Source organism: Psychrobacter cibarius (assembly GCA_030686115.1).
In the GTDB taxonomy this organism is placed as follows: Bacteria; Pseudomonadota; Gammaproteobacteria; order Pseudomonadales; family Moraxellaceae; genus Psychrobacter; species Psychrobacter cibarius_C.
Map to the genome: position 1 here is coordinate 1,408,735 of CP131612.1, position 17,554 is coordinate 1,426,288.

Annotated in this window: 13 protein-coding genes; 7 read left to right on the forward strand and 6 right to left on the reverse strand. The window is 43.1% G+C overall.

Annotation, left to right across the window (positions count from 1 at the left end; all coding sequences use genetic code 11):
* Positions 1 to 120: 120 nt before the first annotated feature.
* Both Q6344_05945 and mnmA read right to left on the reverse strand, forming a co-directional pair.
* On the reverse strand, positions 121 to 1,977 hold the full coding sequence (locus Q6344_05945; protein ID WLG14876.1) for a hypothetical protein: 1,857 nt from the start codon (positions 1,975 to 1,977) through the stop codon (positions 121 to 123).
* 53 nt (positions 1,978 to 2,030) lie between these two features.
* A complete protein-coding gene (gene mnmA / locus Q6344_05950; protein WLG15155.1) occupies positions 2,031 to 3,143 on the reverse strand; it encodes a tRNA 2-thiouridine(34) synthase MnmA in 1,113 nt (370 codons plus the stop codon).
* A 374-nt stretch (positions 3,144 to 3,517) separates the two neighbouring features.
* On the opposite strand from mnmA, the gene ispF reads away from it, so the two are divergent.
* The 6 genes from ispF to Q6344_05980 all read left to right on the forward strand — a co-directional run bounded on the left by ispF (position 3,518) and on the right by Q6344_05980 (position 9,780).
* Positions 3,518 to 4,021, forward strand: coding sequence for a 2-C-methyl-D-erythritol 2,4-cyclodiphosphate synthase (ispF, locus tag Q6344_05955; protein ID WLG14877.1), 504 nt, complete (start codon positions 3,518 to 3,520; stop codon positions 4,019 to 4,021).
* A 216-nt stretch (positions 4,022 to 4,237) separates the two neighbouring features.
* Positions 4,238 to 4,588 (forward strand): Grx4 family monothiol glutaredoxin, encoded by a 351-nt coding sequence (gene grxD / locus Q6344_05960; GenBank protein WLG14878.1) that lies wholly within the window; start codon positions 4,238 to 4,240, stop codon positions 4,586 to 4,588.
* Between the two features lie 217 nt (positions 4,589 to 4,805).
* Entirely contained in the window at positions 4,806 to 5,336 is a 531-nt protein-coding gene (locus Q6344_05965) for a hypothetical protein (protein WLG14879.1), read from the forward strand.
* A 279-nt stretch (positions 5,337 to 5,615) separates the two neighbouring features.
* Positions 5,616 to 7,511 (forward strand): tRNA uridine-5-carboxymethylaminomethyl(34) synthesis enzyme MnmG, encoded by a 1,896-nt coding sequence (gene mnmG / locus Q6344_05970; GenBank protein ID WLG14880.1) that lies wholly within the window; start codon positions 5,616 to 5,618, stop codon positions 7,509 to 7,511.
* 216 nt (positions 7,512 to 7,727) lie between these two features.
* Complete coding sequence (locus Q6344_05975; GenBank protein WLG14881.1) at positions 7,728 to 8,687, forward strand: AEC family transporter; 960 nt, start codon at positions 7,728 to 7,730, stop codon at positions 8,685 to 8,687.
* Positions 8,688 to 8,748: 61 nt separating this feature from the next.
* Entirely contained in the window at positions 8,749 to 9,780 is a 1,032-nt protein-coding gene (locus Q6344_05980; protein WLG14882.1) for an ornithine cyclodeaminase family protein, read from the forward strand.
* A gap of 148 nt (positions 9,781 to 9,928) precedes the next feature.
* Here Q6344_05980 and Q6344_05985 read toward each other — a convergent pair whose 3' ends face one another.
* The 4 genes from Q6344_05985 to katG form a co-directional block, all read right to left on the reverse strand.
* Positions 9,929 to 10,099, reverse strand: a complete 171-nt coding sequence (locus Q6344_05985) for a hypothetical protein (GenBank protein ID WLG14883.1) — start codon at positions 10,097 to 10,099, stop codon at positions 9,929 to 9,931.
* A gap of 48 nt (positions 10,100 to 10,147) precedes the next feature.
* Positions 10,148 to 11,149 (reverse strand): LLM class flavin-dependent oxidoreductase, encoded by a 1,002-nt coding sequence (locus Q6344_05990; protein ID WLG14884.1) that lies wholly within the window; start codon positions 11,147 to 11,149, stop codon positions 10,148 to 10,150.
* Positions 11,150 to 11,503: 354 nt separating this feature from the next.
* On the reverse strand, positions 11,504 to 12,433 hold the full coding sequence (locus Q6344_05995; GenBank protein ID WLG14885.1) for a LysR substrate-binding domain-containing protein: 930 nt from the start codon (positions 12,431 to 12,433) through the stop codon (positions 11,504 to 11,506).
* 249 nt (positions 12,434 to 12,682) lie between these two features.
* On the reverse strand, positions 12,683 to 14,860 hold the full coding sequence (katG, locus tag Q6344_06000; GenBank protein ID WLG15156.1) for a catalase/peroxidase HPI: 2,178 nt from the start codon (positions 14,858 to 14,860) through the stop codon (positions 12,683 to 12,685).
* 739 nt (positions 14,861 to 15,599) lie between these two features.
* Here katG and Q6344_06005 point away from each other — a divergent pair.
* The gene (locus Q6344_06005) at positions 15,600 to 17,516 is read left to right on the forward strand and encodes an MFS transporter (protein ID WLG14886.1); all 1,917 of its coding nucleotides are present in this window, start codon (positions 15,600 to 15,602) and stop codon (positions 17,514 to 17,516) included.
* Positions 17,517 to 17,554: the final 38 nt, after the last annotated feature.

The window sequence follows — 17,554 nt, forward strand, 5'->3', positions numbered from 1 at the left end:
GTGATGAAAACTGTGAAATCCCACAAATGAACACATCATATAAGACTGTGGTCAAAAAAATACGGGTAGTGTAGCAAATGTAGCCGTTGATAAAATCAAAATATGCATATAACGCTATTATTAAGGGGTATCGGGTGTATTAGAGTGTGTGGTGCCATACTTAGTATTAAAGTAAAAACTACGTTTTGTCCTTGGATCTAAAATTGAGGTTACCGTTTTGACAGTACCGTTATTGCCGATAGCGACGCTGTCTGCGGCATATTCGCTTGCTTGATGAATTGGATTCGCAAGTTTTGACGTCACTATTGCGCCATTCACATTTTTTTCTTGCAAGACATCTTGTAGAACAAAGTGATTGATACTAAGGTTGGCTCGATTGGTCGCAGTAATTTTGTAGGCAATACATTGTCCTGGAGTTACTTCAGATAGGGCGGCTTTACTATAGGCAAGCTTGTTTTCTAGATTTGGTAACAATGAGGAGATTTTGCAATCGTTAAGTGCTTGTTCTTTTTCAAGGACTAAAGCTGCGTTTTTATCAATCACTCTGCCAAAGTTATTATTTTCATAGTTATACTTGTTAGTAGTCAAGGAAATAACCGTTTTTTCATTAGTAGTACGAATGGGATAAGTGCTACCACTATTTTCTTCAATCAGGCAGACAGTACTTTTGCGAGTTAGAGAAGCGATAGGTATTTTAATCTCATATTTACCGACAATATTAGTAGGAATATTGATAGTTTCAAGAGGAGCATTGGTTGTACAATCAACCAGCTTGACAGTGCTACCTGCAATACCGCTTTCAGCAGAGTCAAAAGTACCATTGAAGAAGTTGGTATTGTTATATATACCGCTGTCTATCGTAGCGTTATCTTTTTTGACATTGATGTCGCTATCATTTATACCGCCATTATCATTGAATACAGTGCCTGAAAAGACATAATTGAACGGTTCACTTTCTACCCCAAAGCTGATCCATTCGTTATAGGTTTCACCGATTACGTTACGCGCAATGCCGATATTACCATTCATAATCCCTTCATAGGTCAAAGTCACGGCTTTCGAATTTCTTACCGCGACAACATAATTGCTTTGACTGTTTTCGATGCCATAACTGACATAAGTACCGCCATTGGAAATAGCGGTATTAGATGAGAGTGCAGAATACGTGCTGCCATTATTGATACTTTTAATAATATTTTCAAAAGTTGGCGTCGGTGGTAAAACTCCGTTATTTGAACTGAGGCTTACTTGTTTATTCGTATTCAAGGTAGGACTATATGGATTTTGGCTACCAGTAGCACCCGCTAGATTAGTAATATTATAATAAAATAAACCACTACCATTCACATTTGAGCTATCGGTACGCAGCTGCGGGTTGAACACAGCATTTTGTGAATTCAGCTGGGTACTATTGACTTTGCTGCCCATAAAGTAGTCGCCCATTGCATTATAGTAATAGGGGACATCTGGGTTGTTTTTGATAGTGGCTTGCGCAGGTATACTGATTTGACTATTTTGAGTAAAACTTAATGTTTGACGTGCAATTTCTGAGTTACCACCCATTGAATAGCTGGCTTGACCAATTTTTATGGTATGTATAGAGGCGTTATCATTAGGCGTAATAGTAAAAGTGTACTTAAACTTATCTTTATCAATACTAGTATTAGAATCATTCCTGATCTCAATACCGTTGGTACGCGTACCACTAGATGGTGTTATCTCAGCATTACTGTTATAACCAATATTTTCATTGCGCACCAAAGTAAAACTACCGGTAGCACCAGAACCTGCTGCGATATAGGTGCCAGAAGCACTACCAGTCGAAGCATTAGAGCTGGTAACCGTAATACTACCCATCTCTGCTGGTGCTGACTGTGCACTAAATGACGCAGTAATGAAAGTAAGCGTAAGACCTCGCTTCAGCCATATCGAACAAGAAAATGAGATATTCAGCAAGGCAAAAAGGCGAGCGGTCATTCAGTATCCTAAAAAAAGACAAATCATTGTATTAATTAACGTTAAATGAGATGTCAAATCCCGCAAGGCGCGTCAATAGAGGCAATGACACCGCCGCCCAAACAAACCTCATCGATATAAAATACTGCTGATTGACCGGGCGTCACTGCCCGTTGCGGCGCATCAAATATCACTCGTACTTCTAAACCTTTATCATCAAGAGCAAACACTCGGCACGCTTGGTCTGGCTGACGGTAGCGCGATTTTGCCATACAACGTAAGCCGTCTTCGCTAAATATATCTGCAGGCGGTAAACCATCGACCCAATCGAGCTTATAAGCTTGCAGCTCATTACTCAGCATCATGGGATGCTCATGACCTTGTCCAACGATCAAACGGTTATTGTCCAAGTCTTTTGCCAATACAAACCAAGGCTCTTCTGGGCGATCTTTGACACCGCCAATACCAATACCACCACGCTGACCTAAGGTATAATACATTAAACCATCGTGTTGACCGATAATATGACCATCATCCGTGACGATATCGCCTTTTTGAGCGGGCAAGTACTGTTGTAAAAAGTCTTTAAAACGGCGCTCACCAATAAAGCAAATACCCGTTGAATCCTTTTTATTGGCGGTAATAAGATCATGTTCTTCAGCGATTTGACGAACCACTGGCTTTTCAAGCTCACCGACTGGGAACAGCGTCTTAGCGATTTTATCGCCGCCAACCGCATGTAAAAAGTAACTTTGGTCTTTATTGTTATCAAGCCCGCGTAATAGCTGCGCAACCTCAGTGCCGTTAGCATTCGTATAGTTCATACTGCGGCGCGTGTAGTGACCGGTGGCGATATAATCTGCGCCCAACGTCAAAGCATAGTCTAAAAACGCTTTAAACTTGATTTCTTTGTTGCACAAAATATCTGGATTGGGCGTACGACCCGCTTTGTATTCTGCTAAAAAATGCTCAAAAACCCGATCCCAATATTCCATGGCAAAGTTGGCCGTGTGTAGCTTCATACCGATTTTGTCACATACCGCTTGTGCATCCGCTAGATCGTCCATTGCCGTACAGTATTCGGTGCCGTCATCTTCCTCCCAGTTCTTCATAAACAGACCTTCGACTTTAAAGCCTGCTTGTTGAAGTAAAACGGCTGATACAGAAGAATCAACGCCACCTGACATACCGACAATCACGTGCTTGGCGCTAGGATTTTCGATATCGGCAAGTGTTAATGGACGATGAGGCGTAAAAGACTCAGAAACGGCTATGCTTGAGGTATCTTGTATGGCTGACATAAAGCGGCTCAACTATTTGTACGTTCTCCAAAATAGATATTGACGCCAAAAATTATGCCATTGCTACAATAGGTAGTCTTAGCAGAACGACGTCAGCTTATCTTTTGGATCTGGTATTATGATAAAATAAACGTCATATTATACCAGTTAATTGAAACTGGTGGCGACCGATGGTGTCTAGGCATTGGTAAAATCGCTTTAGAAATTTAGATAGTGGTTTTGAATTATTTTAATCACGTTTCACTCATCTTGGAATAATAATGATAAAAATTGGTCAAGGTATCGACGTTCACGCTTTTCACAATAATGGTCAGCAGCAGCAATATGTGGTGCTAGCAGGTGTGCCTATTGAACACACGCACAGTTTGCTGGCACACTCTGATGGAGATGTGGTGCTGCATGCGCTTGCTGATGCACTGCTCGGCGCATTGGCGCTTGGCGATATCGGTCAGCATTTTCCTGATACAGATGCTGCCCATGCAGGGTTGGACTCGCGGGTGCTGCTACGTTATGTCTACAGTAAAGTGCAAGAGGCTGGTTATAGTCTAGGCAACGCTGATATCACTGTGATGTGTGAGCGTCCAAAGCTGGCACCGCACAGTCAAGCCATGCGTGATAATATTGCCAGTGATTTGCAGACGGCGGTCAATAATATCAGCGTTAAAGCCACTACCACTGAAAAGTTAGGCTTTACCGGTCGGCAAGAGGGTATTATGGCCAATGCCGTGGTATTATTAGTCCCTAATGTTGTCGAATCTAGATAGCTTGGATCGGGTGTCATCGCTGCTTGAGCACTCCGAGTCATATTGACTTGGTGAGTTGAGCGCAGATTTTATATATGCAGATTTTATATATATAGTCTATAGATTTGTACTTGTAATACCGTGGCGCTTGCCCCATGTATCAGCCATCTCTTTTCTCAATCATTTTGTAATATCAATCACTGTTTTCAATGAACCGCTTTATCAATAGGAGCTTTTATGAGTGAGCAAACCCCAAATACTGCTGCAAACGACGTTGAACAATTGATCCGTGATCAAATCCGTGACAATAAAGTTATTATTTATATGAAAGGCACGCCGCAATTTCCGCAGTGTGGCTTTTCTGCTAAATCGATTGAAGTTCTTACTCAAATCGGTCGCCCATTTGCGTTTGTAAATATTTTAGAAAACCCAGAAATCCGTGCGACGTTACCTGAAGTCGCCAATTGGCCGACTTTTCCACAGTTGTGGATTGACGGCGAATTGATGGGCGGATCAGACATTATTTTGCAAATGTATCAATCAGGCGAGCTTAAGCCATTGGTTGAAGCAAACAGCCCTGCTGCTTAATACTTGAGAGTATGCTTTGGATGTCTTTGATATTCAAATAAACTTGATAAGATAAAGCACAGTAAACCCAAATGGTCAGTTAATGGCTATTTGGGTTTTTTATTGTCTTTACGCTTTAGTGTCTTTAGGCTTCGTTGTTTTTATCGAATTTACCCCCATATAGTGTGCAAGATATCAGCGATATAAATAATAATTATCATACGAGTGAGAGAGCTTTATGAATAGTCAAGCAACGGAACAGCCGGACGTGCAAAAAGAAGCTGCTGAGCAAGCGGTAATCGAAAAACGCCGTGAGCATTTAAAAAATGAATCCACGCGCATCATTGAAATTGCTGGCAATGAGCCACATTCAGCCCTGAAATGTATTCATCAGCTTAGCGTGGCAGGCGGCGCAACAGAAGCCACTTATATTGCGATTGAGCAGCGTATCGTTGCGGATCAAGATTCTGCGGGAGCTTATCATTTGGCATTATTGGCACAGAATACGCCAGATTTACCCATCGATGCGCGTCAACTTATCGAGATGGTCGTTAATAAAGGCGATAACCAGCAGCGTTTGGCATTGCTAAAAAACTTGCTGCTACCGCCAGTGGACATGATTAAAGAGCAAGTTCTGGCCAGTAATGATGGCGATGCCATTGGCTTGATGAATGCTTATTTGCAGATCAATCCAGAAGGTTATGGCAGTCAGCATATGCTGAGCACTGGTCAATCAGATCAAATCGTACCGCTGAGCCCTGGTAACTAGGCACTAGTTATTAAGTTGCTATTTATTAAGTTGCTAGTTACTAAGTTTAAAAATGATGCTTAACACTTAATGTAAATAGTTTCTACTGCGGCGTTTTTTAAGCATCAAAAAATTGTTATAATGGTGGGTTAGTAATCCAATATCTAGCGGCTTTTCCAAGTCGTTAACTTTTTAAATCCGACTGACGTTTATTTGCTGATGACCATGCTATTTAGCCATAACATTCTGGTGATAATAGTTTTTGGCTAAAAGCGGCGTTATGAGTCAAGTGAGGCGTATATGCAATACCCAAAAAATTACGACGTGGTAGTGATCGGTGGCGGTCATGCTGGCACAGAAGCTGCTTTGGCAGCCGCACGTATGGGCGCGCAGACCTTGCTATTGACACATAATATTGAGACGCTTGGGCAAATGAGCTGTAATCCAGCAATTGGTGGTATCGGTAAATCGCATCTGGTACGTGAGATTGATGCGCTTGGCGGTGCAATGGCGCTAGCGACGGACAAATCAGGTATTCAGTTTCGAGTACTAAATAGCCGTAAAGGTGCTGCCGTTCGTGCCACGCGTGCGCAAGCAGATCGTATTTTATATAAAGCCGCCATTCGCCATACGCTTGAGAATCAGCCAAATCTTGATATATTTCAACAAGCGGCTGATGATATCTTAGTTGAAAATGGTCGTGCGACGGCAGTGGTTACTGCAACGGGTATTATCTTTAATACGCAAACGGTGGTACTGACCTCAGGAACCTTCTTGGGCGGTGTGATTCATATTGGTCTCGAAAGCTCAAAAGGTGGTCGCGCAGGCGATCAACCTTCTATCAAGTTGGCAGATCGTTTGCGTGAGCTTAAGCTGCCAGTCGGTCGTCTAAAGACAGGTACGCCCGCGCGGATTGATGCGCGTAGCGTTGACTTTAGTGTGATGACCGTACAGCCGGGCGACACGCCGCTACCAGTGATGAGTTATATGGGTGATGTGTCTATGCATCCTGAGCAGGTCAATTGCTACATCACCCATACCAATGCGCGCACCCATGATATTATCCGTGAAAACTTAGACCGTTCGCCGATGTTCTCTGGCAAAATCGAAGGCGTGGGTCCACGTTATTGCCCATCTATCGAAGATAAGATTCATCGTTTTGCGGATAAAGACAGCCATCAAATCTTTATCGAGCCTGAAGGTCTGACGACACATGAGCTATATCCAAATGGTATCTCAACAAGTTTACCGTTTGATGTGCAGTTAGAGTTTATTCATAGTATGAAAGGCTTAGAAAGCGCGCACATTACTCGTCCAGGCTATGCCATTGAGTATGATTATTTTGATCCGCAAAATCTAAAGCCAACGCTCGAAACTAAGTCCATCGATCGCTTGTACTTCGCGGGTCAGATTAACGGTACGACTGGCTACGAAGAAGCTGGCGTGCAAGGTTTGCTAGCAGGTACTAATGCGGCATTGGTTACGACTAATAACAGCGATTTTGACGTGTGGACACCGCGCCGTGATGAAGCCTATCTTGGCGTGCTCGTTGATGATTTGATTACCCATGGTACGACTGAGCCATATCGTATGTTTACGAGCCGCGCAGAATATCGTCTATTATTACGTGAAGATAATGCCGATCAACGCCTAACTGAAACAGGTCGTAAGCTTGGTCTAGTTGACGATGTGCGCTGGCAGGCTTATCAAGAAAAAATGGAAGCAGTTGCCACAGAGACCTCACGTCTCAAAGATATGTGGGCAACCCCTGCTAACGCGCTAGGCAAAAAAGTCACAGAGCAAACGGGCGAGGTGCTGTCAAAAGAATCGACTGCTTTTGATTTGCTCAAGCGTCCGCAGATTCATTTTGCTGATATCGCTGCCATCACTGATTCGCAAGTCGATGCCCAAGTGGGTGAGCAGATAGAAATCTCTGTGAAGTACGCAGGCTATATTGATCGTCAGCAAGAAGACATTGATCAGATGAAGCGCCTAGAAAATACGGCGCTGCCACTGGACTTTGATTATAGCGTGGTATCGGGATTATCGAATGAAATTGTACAGAAATTGACACAAGTACGTCCTGCGACGCTTGCTCAAGCTGGACGCGTGAGCGGTGTGACGCCTGCCGCCATTCAGTTGCTAGCCATGACGGTGAAGAAACAGAAAAAAGCAAAGGCCGCGCTAGATTCGTAATAGTAGTATAACTAGTATAACAAAAGCCCATAACGATATATCGTTATGGGCTTTTGTTTGTTTATAATACATCCGCTGTTAAAAGAAAATAGAGCAGGCGCTTGTCTTACTTGCTATTTTGTCTCTATACTAGGTTAGAAAACTTAATGATTACTTGTCAATTTATCTCGCTGATGTCCATATTATGATGGGCTTGTCAACGAACTGAGCCTATTTATGATTGATGCTATTGTCTTTGCTATTACCATTGTCTTGCCCAACCTTGCCTTAATGTGGTTGGGTTTTTTTATGCAGAGACGCGGTGAGGCGAGCCAGACTTTTATTGATCAAGCATCGAGCTTTGTCTTTAATTACTGTTTACCCTGTTTGCTTTTTTTTAGCGTCGTTGATAGTGATGTCGATTACAGCAAACAAATCACGCTGATAATGGCTGGTATTCTGGTGACATTCATCTTGTTTATAGGTGCAGAGATTTACGCCAAATATTTTGTGAGCAAACCGGCTGATCAAGGGGTGTTTGTACAAGGGATATTTCGAAGTAATATGGCTATTATTGGACTGGCAACGGTTGCTAATGCCTACGGAGAACGTGGCTTAAGCATCGGTGCTGTCTATATGGGTGTGGTGACGATACTGTTTAATATCTTAGCGGTTATCACTCTCAGCCGTGTGTCCAAAAGTGTGGATGATACTTGGCTCAGTCGCAGTACCATGATTATCAAAAAACTATTTACCAACCCACTGATTATCGCATTGGTAGCAGCATTTGCTTATAAGGCGTCACCGCTGCCGCCTATTACAGGTGTGATTCATACGACTGGCGATCTACTGGCCGCAGTGGCATTACCCTTAGCATTGATTTGCGCCGGTGCCAGTATTGATTTGAAGTCGATGTTGCACCCTTCAGGGCTGTCCATGCAGGCGAGTATCGGACGTATTATTGTTGCGCCATTGATTGCCATCGCTATTGGATTAGGATTTGGTCTATCAGGTGTGCATATGGGTGTGTTGTTTTTGATGGCAGCCTCACCAACAGCCGCCGCCAGCTATGTAATGGCAAAAGCCATGGGTGGCAATGATGTGTTAGCTGCTAATATTTTGGCTTTTACCACCGTGGTAGGTATGTTTGGAATGGCGATTGGTGCGGCAATATTACGCGGGTTGGGATTAATGTAGTAGCCGTTTTGGCGTGATAAAACATGTTCTAATAATAAATCTATAAATAGGAGTACTCAAATTGCAATTACTAAACAAAGCAATCGTGACCGAACATCTCAATATGCAATCTGCCATTGGGGCGATAGAAGCATTGTTACATCAACAGGCAGCGCATCCCAATTGGATCAAAGCGCCTGAACGTTTGGTCATTGAAACTTTTAGTGAAGATGACGCCCATAGCTCAGGTTCGCATTTATCCATGCCAGCCACGATGTATGATGGTAAGAACGAGTATACCGCCGTAAAATTGGTCACCATTTGTCCTGATAATCCGAGCCGAAATTTACCAACCACAACGGCGATTATTACCGTGTCAAACAATGATACTGGTGAGATATTGGCAATTATGGATGGGGTTTATATTACCCAAGTGCGTACGGCAGCATTGTCAGGCATTGCGACCAAATATATGGCAAGCGCTGACTGTCAAAGTGTGGCGGTGGTCGGTTGTGGTGGCATGGCTTATGAGCAATTACATGCGGTTTTGACGGTACGTCCTGAGATTAAAACAGTATATTTATGGAATAGAAGCAGGGAAGGCGCTGAGACTTTCAAAGTGAAATTTACTCGTGAGTATCCGCAATGGGACGTTACTATAACGGTTTGCGAAAATATCAATGATGCTATCCGTGATGCAGATGTTATCAATGTCGCAACCCGCGCAACAGAAGGTTTGTTTGATCTCAACCATATTAAATCTGATGCACACATCAACGCAGTCGGCGCCTATCAGCCTTCAATGAAAGAGATAAGCAATGATGTCATTGCAAACAGTCGCATGGTCGTTGTCGATGATTTGGTTGGCAGTCGTCATGAAGCGGGCGATTTAATCCAAGCTCACGATAGTGTCGATTGTGCATGGACATGGGACGACCTCAGTGGTGACTTACAAGCGCTAGTCACAGGGGCGCTACAAGAAAAAACCGCTAAGTCTAATCATGGTGTTACGTTATTTAAATCGGTTGGTGCAGCCAGTTTTGATGCAGCAGTCGCTCTATATGTCGCACAACAAGCCGCAAAAAAAAATCTTGGCTCGTCAATTGAATGGTAAAGCCGTCTGAATAACAGTACGTAAAGATTGCTGTATTTTTATTATGTAGCAAGCCAAAAAAAGCCCTCTTTCTAAATAAGAAAGAGGGCTTTTTATATTGCTTTAAACGTTAAATTAATACGCCCCTAGCATATTTTTAGAGCGGTTATTAATTTGGATTGTCTTTATTACGTTGGTCTTCGCGCCGCTGCTTACGTTTTGGGCTGGTGCGATAGGTCAAATAACCACCGACAGCCATCACCGCCAGAAAGGCAACAATGTACATAAATATTGATGAGCCGATAAGCAGTGAGGCACCGATAATAGGAGTTGCATCCATGTCAAACATCCAGCTAAGGTTTATCAATAATTATGCAAGTGTCTGATTTCATTGTAAAGTAAATAAATTTAACTCAGGTGTAAGTTCCAGTGAACGTATGCGCGCTGCCTGATCGTAAACGTTAGCCGTCACAATCAGCTCGTCTGGCTGATACTGAGCAAGGAATGCCGCCAGTCTCGGCTTGACAGTTTCCACAGAACCGATGAATGACACTGACAATGCGCTATCCACCATCATTTTTTCAGCAGGGCTCCAGATACTGTCCATATCGTGAGTAGGTTTCGGCATTTGACCTGTTTCACCACGGCGCAAGCGTACGAAACTTTGCTGCGCAGAGGTAAAATGATACTGTGCAGTAGCATCGTCATCGGCGAGTAATAAATTGGCTGCCAGCATGACATAAGGCTTATCTAAATAGGCTGATGGTCTGAACTGTTCACGATAAGCTGTAATCGCTTGCCCAAGCATTTGCGGTGCAAAGTGTGAGGCAAACACATAAGGAAGTCCTAGATGCGCCGCTAACGTAGCCCCAAAAAGAGAAGAGCCTAATATCCAGATAGGAACGTTTGACTTTGCCCCAGGAAATGCCTGTACTGGGCTATTATTTGTACCGTTCCCTAAAAAGTACATCAATTCTTGGACGTCTTGCGGAAAGCGATCAGCATCTTGCATCTGACGGCGTAGTGCCTGAAAGGTTGCGCCATCAGTACCCGGCGCCCGACCCAGCCCTAAATCTACGCGATCACCATATAATGCCTGCAAAGTGCCGAATTGCTCAGCGATGACGAGCGGTGCATGGTTCGGAAGCATCACACCACCAGCACCAATACGTATATGCTTGGTTTGGCTGCCGATATGCGCTAGTAGTACCGACGTCGCTGCACTGGCAATGCCTGGCATATTGTGATGCTCTGCCATCCAATAACGGTTTAAGCCGAATTTTTCTGCTTGTTGTGCTGTTTCAACCGTTTGGGCAATGCCTTCAGCGATGGTTTTACCCTCAGGCACGGGTGCTAGGTCTAAAAAGGATAAGGGAATAGCGTTACTCATAAATCACCTGTTTTTATGATGCCGCCTTTCAACGACATGGTTATATGGTTATATTGGTATTTGATTCTAGTTATCAAAGAGACTAGCGACAGCAATGATAAACCAGCACCTCAAGAATCTAGTGCTAATTCAATATTGCTGTAACTAGTCGCTCAATAGTTCATATAATGGGGCGATTCTATTGAATATAAAGGTTATAAGTTAAGAAGATAACAAATCTTAATAATGGGATAGAGTTATAAGAATCACATGCGCGGCAGTCGATTTTGAGTAGAAATGAGAATAGAAAATGACATCATTATCTGTTGATAACGATGCCATTGACGTTTAGTGAAAATATGAATGAATGGTTCTTTACTGGCTAAATTGTTTTTGACACAGCTCCATAAATGCCCGACCATACTGACGAATTTCCGCATCATCCCGTACCGCCATCCAACTGGTAAATCGTCCAAAATGATCGACTGGTATGGCAGTTAAGTTCTGATAATGGCTTGGCTCAAACGCCATCTCTGCGATAATACCGATACCCAAGCCCAGACCTACGTAAGTACTGATTACATCAGCATCGAGTGCTGCTAGTACGATATCTGGCTCCAATCCTGCTTCTTCAAAAGTTTTGTCAATTGCACCGCGCCCCGTAAAGCCACCGTGATAGGTCACAATCGGATAGCTGGCGAGGGTCGGCAAATCCACAGACTCGTGATTGGCCAGTTCGTGATCGCTTGGCACAATGACGCGATGCGTCCAGTCATAATAGCGATAGCAGCGTAAATAATTGTTATGAAGTAAAGACTCGGTTGCAATGCCAATATCTGCCTGCCCGCGAATGACCATCTGTGCGATGGTCTCTGGATCCGCTTGTTGTAGTATTAGGTTGACTTTGGGGAAACGCTCTTTAAACTCTTTGACGACTTGCGGCAATACATATCGCGCTTGCGTGTGAGTGGTGGCAATCGTCAGCGTGCCAATATTCGGATTATTAAAATCGAGACTTAGGTTTTCAATCGTACGGATCTCGGCGAAGATAGATTCGATATGCGGCATTAGTGCTGTGCCCATGGTCGTAAGACCCGTTAGGCGTTTGCCTTGACGGACGAATACTTCCGTTTTGAGCTGATTTTCAAGTGCCGCAATATGTTTTGATAGGCTAGATTGACTGGTGTGCAGTACGGTCGCCGCCTGACTTAAGTTATAGCCATTAATCACCGTATGCCATACTGTCTCCAACTGCTTGAGCTGGATCTGTAAATGCCGCTGATTGACTACTACGTCGATTGCCATAACTAAATCCTATTGTATAAATATACAAACCCTGTCTGTATACAAAAGTGAAAATGTACAAATATGCAGTAAGCAGGTAGTGTAAAACAAAGCGTTTATTCTTGTATATACTTAATGGTTATCTATTTATGTTTATTTGGAATATACAATAAGTCGTTTGTCCGTTGCTAGAAGTAAACCATTACAATAAAAAAACCCTCGATTAAAGAGGGTTTTTTTAAGATAAAGGCGTATCTATTTCAGTGGGTTTTAGCGAAAACGATCCGCATTCATCACTTTATTCCAAGCATTTACAAAGTCATGAACGAATTTTTCTAGGTTGTCGTCCTGTGCGTAAAGCTCAGCGTAAGCGCGTAGTATGGAGTTTGAGCCAAACACTAGGTCTACGCGGCTGGCTTGCCATTTTACATTGCCAGTAGCACGCTCACGCACTTCATAGAGGGCAGGGACGTCATTATTGTCTGTCTTAACGGGATGCCAAGAATAGCTCATGTCTGTCAAGTTCACAAAGAAGTCATTGCTAAGTGTCCCAGCACGCTCAGTAAAGACCCCTTGTTGGCTCTGAGCGTAGTTGGTATCCAAGACACGCATACCACCGATTAGAACGACCATTTCGGGTGCAGTCAAGCCCATCAGCTGAGTACGATCTAATAGCATCTCTTCAGGTGATATGGCATAGCTGCCTTTGATCCAGTTACGGTAGCCATCATGTCGTGGCTCTAAATCAGAGAAGCTCTCTGTTTCAGTCATCTCATCGCTCGCATCGCCACGACCTGCATCGAATGGCACTTCAATTTGCACACCTGCATTAGCTGCTGCTTTTTCAATGGCGGTGTTACCAGCGAGTACCACTAAATCCGCGATGCTGACGTCTTTATCAAAGTTCGTCTGGATGGCAGTGAGCGCCTCAAGTACACGAGCCAATTGCTCAGGCTCATTACCTAGCCAGTCTTTTTGCGGGGCTAAACGAATGCGTGCACCATTGGCGCCGCCGCGATAGTCTGAGGCGCGGAATGTACGAGCGCTATCCCAAGCGGTAATAATAAATTCGCGATGGTCGATACCACTGCTTAGTATCTGTGCTTTTAAGATCGAAATATCATCAGCGCTCAAATTAACATTGCCTTGTGGAATTGGATCCTGCCAAGTGAAGTCCTCGCTTGGCACATCCGCCCCTAAATAGCGAGATTTTGGCCCCAAATCACGATGGGTAAGCTTAAACCAAGCTTTTGCAAATACTTCATCGAAATATTCTGGATTTTGATGAAAGTTCTCTGAAATTTTACGGTAAGCAGGGTCTTTAATCATTGCCATATCAGCATCGGTCATGATTGGGTTGCGGCGTACACTTGGATCATGTGCATCTAAAGGACGATCCTCTTCCTTGATATCGATAGGTTCCCACTGCCAAGCACCAGCAGGGCTCTTAGTCAGTGCCCACTCATGATTTAGCAATAACTCGAAATATTCATAATCCCATTGGGTTGGATGCGTGGTCCATGCGCCCTCGATACCACTTGAGACGGTGTCGTCAGCATTGCCTGTACCTTTAGGGTTGCGCCAACCTAGACCTTGCTCTTTGATATCAGCCGCTTCTGGCTCATCTTCTAATAAGGTAGCGTCACCATTACCATGACATTTACCGACCGTGTGACCGCCAGCAGTCAAGGCGACCGTTTCTTCATCATTCATTGACATACGCGCAAAAGTTGTACGAATATCTTGTGCCGTTTTAATAGGATCGGGGTTGCCGTCGACGCCTTCAGGGTTGACATAAATCAAGCCCATCTGTACCGCTGCTAAAGGGTTCTCTAGTGATTCACGCTGATTATCATCTTCATAACGATTTTTGGTAGCCGCAAGCCATTCACGCTCAGAACCCCAATAGATATCTTTTTCTGGATGCCAAATATCGGTACGTCCACCAGCGAAACCTAACGTCTTAAAGCCCATAGATTCATAAGCCATATTACCCGCTAGTATCATCAAATCTGCCCAAGAAAGTTTGTTACCATATTTTTTCTTGATTGGCCATAATAGACGACGTGCTTTGTCCAAGTTGACATTGTCCGGCCAACTGTTTAATGGCGCAAAGCGTTGATTGCCAGTGTTAGAACCACCGCGGCCGTCAGAGCGCCGATAAGTACCGGCAGAATGCCAAGCCATACGAATCATCAACCCACCATAATGACCCCAATCTGCTGGCCACCATGCTTGTGACTCAGTCATTAGATCTTTTAAATCTTGCTTGACGGCTTCTAAATCTAATTGCTTAAAGGCTTCTGCATAATCAAAGTCAGGATCCATTGGATTGGTTTTGTGATCCTGCTGATGCAAGATATCTAAATTTAAGCTATTCGGCCACCAGTCGGTTGCTGCCGAGGCGTTCGTAGTATGCGCTTGGTGCATGACAGGACAGCCACCCATGCTTGGACGTTGTGGCTCGTGCGAAGTATCTACATTTTCACTATGAATGGTTGGTCCATGACCATCTCCTTTATCGTAAGTGGTGTTACTTGCAGCATCTGATGTTGAGTTTGAGTTAGTCATCATATGGCTCCTAGGCAGTAATCAGATAAATGGCAATCGAGGGTGTTATTTACTATTGTTTGCAAAAATCATTTGTCATCTCTAGCATATAGAATAATGATTGATTCAGGGAACCAATTTATACAAACACATTGTTTTATAAAATAAATGACATATCAAATAAAATAATATTTTTTAAATATATAAAAGTAAGGATGTAGCAAGAAGTTTTGGTTATTAAAGCATTAATTATTAATGACTTATCAGGATAATGATTGGCTAATCACAAGAGAAAGGGGTTTATATAAAACGGTTATGATGCAAAATGCGATATTTTCCTTATTTTTATACCCATTCTTAATATGAAAGCAAACCCTAGTCTATAAGCTAGGTTTTATTAACCAGTAGAAAGAAAGGTTAATGCAAAAATATCGTTAGAATGTCTAGTCAAGGTCAGCGTTCTCAAGTACCATAATTCAATTTTGTTGTAATGGCTGTATTTGTGCAACGTTAAGCAATTTTTATCGATCCCGTTTATCAGTGCTATTTATCAGTGTCAGTTACCGATAGATGATGCTAATGATTGATAAAAATTGTGCGCGGTTGTGTTCTTTTTCTTAAGTGCTAGTGAGCGATTATGTCTGCTGTCAAATCTGTGCCACCCAATCAACCAGCTGTCAAAAAATCATGGGGAGAGGCTGCAAAGGCTTATTTAGACCCTCGTGTCATTATCATGTTGTTTTTGGGCTTTTCAGCGGGTATTCCTATACTGCTTATTTTTTCAAGTTTATCACTTTGGCTTAGAGAGGCAGGCATTGATCGTAGTGTTGTGACCATGTTTAGTTGGGCGGCACTGGGTTATTCGTTTAAATTTATTTGGGCGCCATTAATAGATGCGCTTCCTGTGCCATTTTTGACTAAATGGTTGGGTCGTCGTCGCAGTTGGATGGTGGTATCACAGCTGCTTATCATATTTGCTATCTTTTTGATGGCAAATGTTAATCCAGTTAGTGAAGACGTTTTAGTTTACATGGCAGGCGCTGCGGTTTTGCTTGGCTTTTCTTCTGCCACCCAAGATATCGTTATTGATGCTTACCGCATCGAGCTTGCGCCGCCATCGATGCAATCTATTCTATCCTCTATTTATGTGTCGGGTTATCGTATCGGCATGATCGTCGCGGGGGCAGGCGCGTTATATTTGGCAGATTTTTTTGGCTCGAATGAGAATTTTTATAGTTATGAGGCATGGCGAAATACTTACTACATTATGGCAGGTGTCATGACTTTAGGGGTATTAACCACGTTTGCCAGCTATGAGCCAACGGCTGAAACGTTGCAAAGTAAAAAGCAAAAGGGCAATTTAAAAGTATTTCTTATTTATTCTGCTTTATTACTTATCCCAGGTCTGATTTTTGGCATTATTTATCTGATCAATATTTTGATTAATACAGTGTTCGATAGCACATTGGCGATGATACCGTTAATGGTCATGCCAGCGATTAAGTTTTATTTTTTGGCATTGGTCGCTTGCGCACCGTTGCTGCTGTTGTATTTCATCATCAATCAACCAAAAATTATTAATAAAGCCCCATTGGTTGCGGAAACTCGTGAAGATTATGTGAGATTGGTGGCGCTATTTGTATTTTCTGTGATCGCTTTTATCGCCGCTTATATATTAATGGGACAAGTATTGCCAGAGTTCGAAGGGGCGTTTCCTAGCTTCTTTGTTGAAACATTGCATCTGCTGATAAGCTTGGGTGTAGCGATAGTAGCAGGTTATGCATTGGTACAAGTAGGGTTGGTGAAAAAAGAAGTAGCCATGACCACTTGGGTCGAGCCGATCTTGGACTTTTTTAGACGCTATGGCAAAAAGGCGTTATTACTATTGGCGCTCATTGGGCTATATCGAATTTCAGACATTGTGGCAGGCGTTATTTCCAACGTTTTTTATCAAGACATGGGCTTTAGTAAAACAGATATTGCCAATGCAGTGAAACTCGTCGGCGTGATTATGGCGATTGCAGGTGGGTTCTTAGGTGGGCTATTGGCACAGCGTTTCCGTATGATGCATGCCATGATGATTGGGGCGATTCTTGCGTGTGCGACCAATTTATTGTTTGTACTACTAACTTACAACCCAGGCAGTTTGCCGTTTATGTATGTTGCGGTCATATTTGATAACTTGGCAGCAGGGCTGGCGAGTGCCGTGTTTATTGCTTTCTTATCTGCTCTAACGTCTATTCGTTTTACGGCAGTGCAGTATGCGATTTTCTCTTCATTAATGACGCTCATTCCCAAGGTGATGGGTGGTTATTCAGGTGCTATCGTCGATAATATGGGCTATCCATTTTTCTTTATCTTTACTTTCGCTATTGGGATTCCGATTTTGGCATTGATTTACTTTGTTGATAAACATATCGTCATTGGTGATAACGATGATATTTATGGCGATGACAATAATGATGGAAGCGGCGGTAATGGAAGCAGTGATAAGTTGGCCAAAGCGAATCCAAACCTGACCGATACCAAAGAACCACCCCGCGCGTCAAATTAAGCTAAGCAGTATTTTATTCTCATTGATTCATAATATTT

Bases quoted from the DNA above. Each gene is read 5' to 3' on its own strand.
- Q6344_05945 (WLG14876.1), bottom strand. From the start codon at position 1,977: ATGACCGCTCGCCTTTTTGCCTTGCTGAATATCTCATTTTCTTGTTCG.
- mnmA (WLG15155.1), bottom strand. From the start codon at position 3,143: ATGTCAGGTGGCGTTGATTCTTCTGTATCAGCCGTTTTACTTCAACAA.
- ispF (WLG14877.1), top strand. From the start codon at position 3,518: ATGATAAAAATTGGTCAAGGTATCGACGTTCACGCTTTTCACAATAAT.
- grxD (WLG14878.1), top strand. From the start codon at position 4,238: ATGAGTGAGCAAACCCCAAATACTGCTGCAAACGACGTTGAACAATTG.
- Q6344_05965 (WLG14879.1), top strand. From the start codon at position 4,806: ATGAATAGTCAAGCAACGGAACAGCCGGACGTGCAAAAAGAAGCTGCT.
- mnmG (WLG14880.1), top strand. From the start codon at position 5,616: ATGCAATACCCAAAAAATTACGACGTGGTAGTGATCGGTGGCGGTCAT.
- Q6344_05975 (WLG14881.1), top strand. From the start codon at position 7,728: ATGATTGATGCTATTGTCTTTGCTATTACCATTGTCTTGCCCAACCTT.
- Q6344_05985 (WLG14883.1), bottom strand. From the start codon at position 10,099: ATGGATGCAACTCCTATTATCGGTGCCTCACTGCTTATCGGCTCATCA.
- Q6344_05990 (WLG14884.1), bottom strand. From the start codon at position 11,149: ATGAGTAACGCTATTCCCTTATCCTTTTTAGACCTAGCACCCGTGCCT.
- Q6344_05995 (WLG14885.1), bottom strand. From the start codon at position 12,433: ATGGCAATCGACGTAGTAGTCAATCAGCGGCATTTACAGATCCAGCTC.
- katG (WLG15156.1), bottom strand. From the start codon at position 14,860: ATGGGTGGCTGTCCTGTCATGCACCAAGCGCATACTACGAACGCCTCG.
- Q6344_06005 (WLG14886.1), top strand. From the start codon at position 15,600: ATGTCTGCTGTCAAATCTGTGCCACCCAATCAACCAGCTGTCAAAAAA.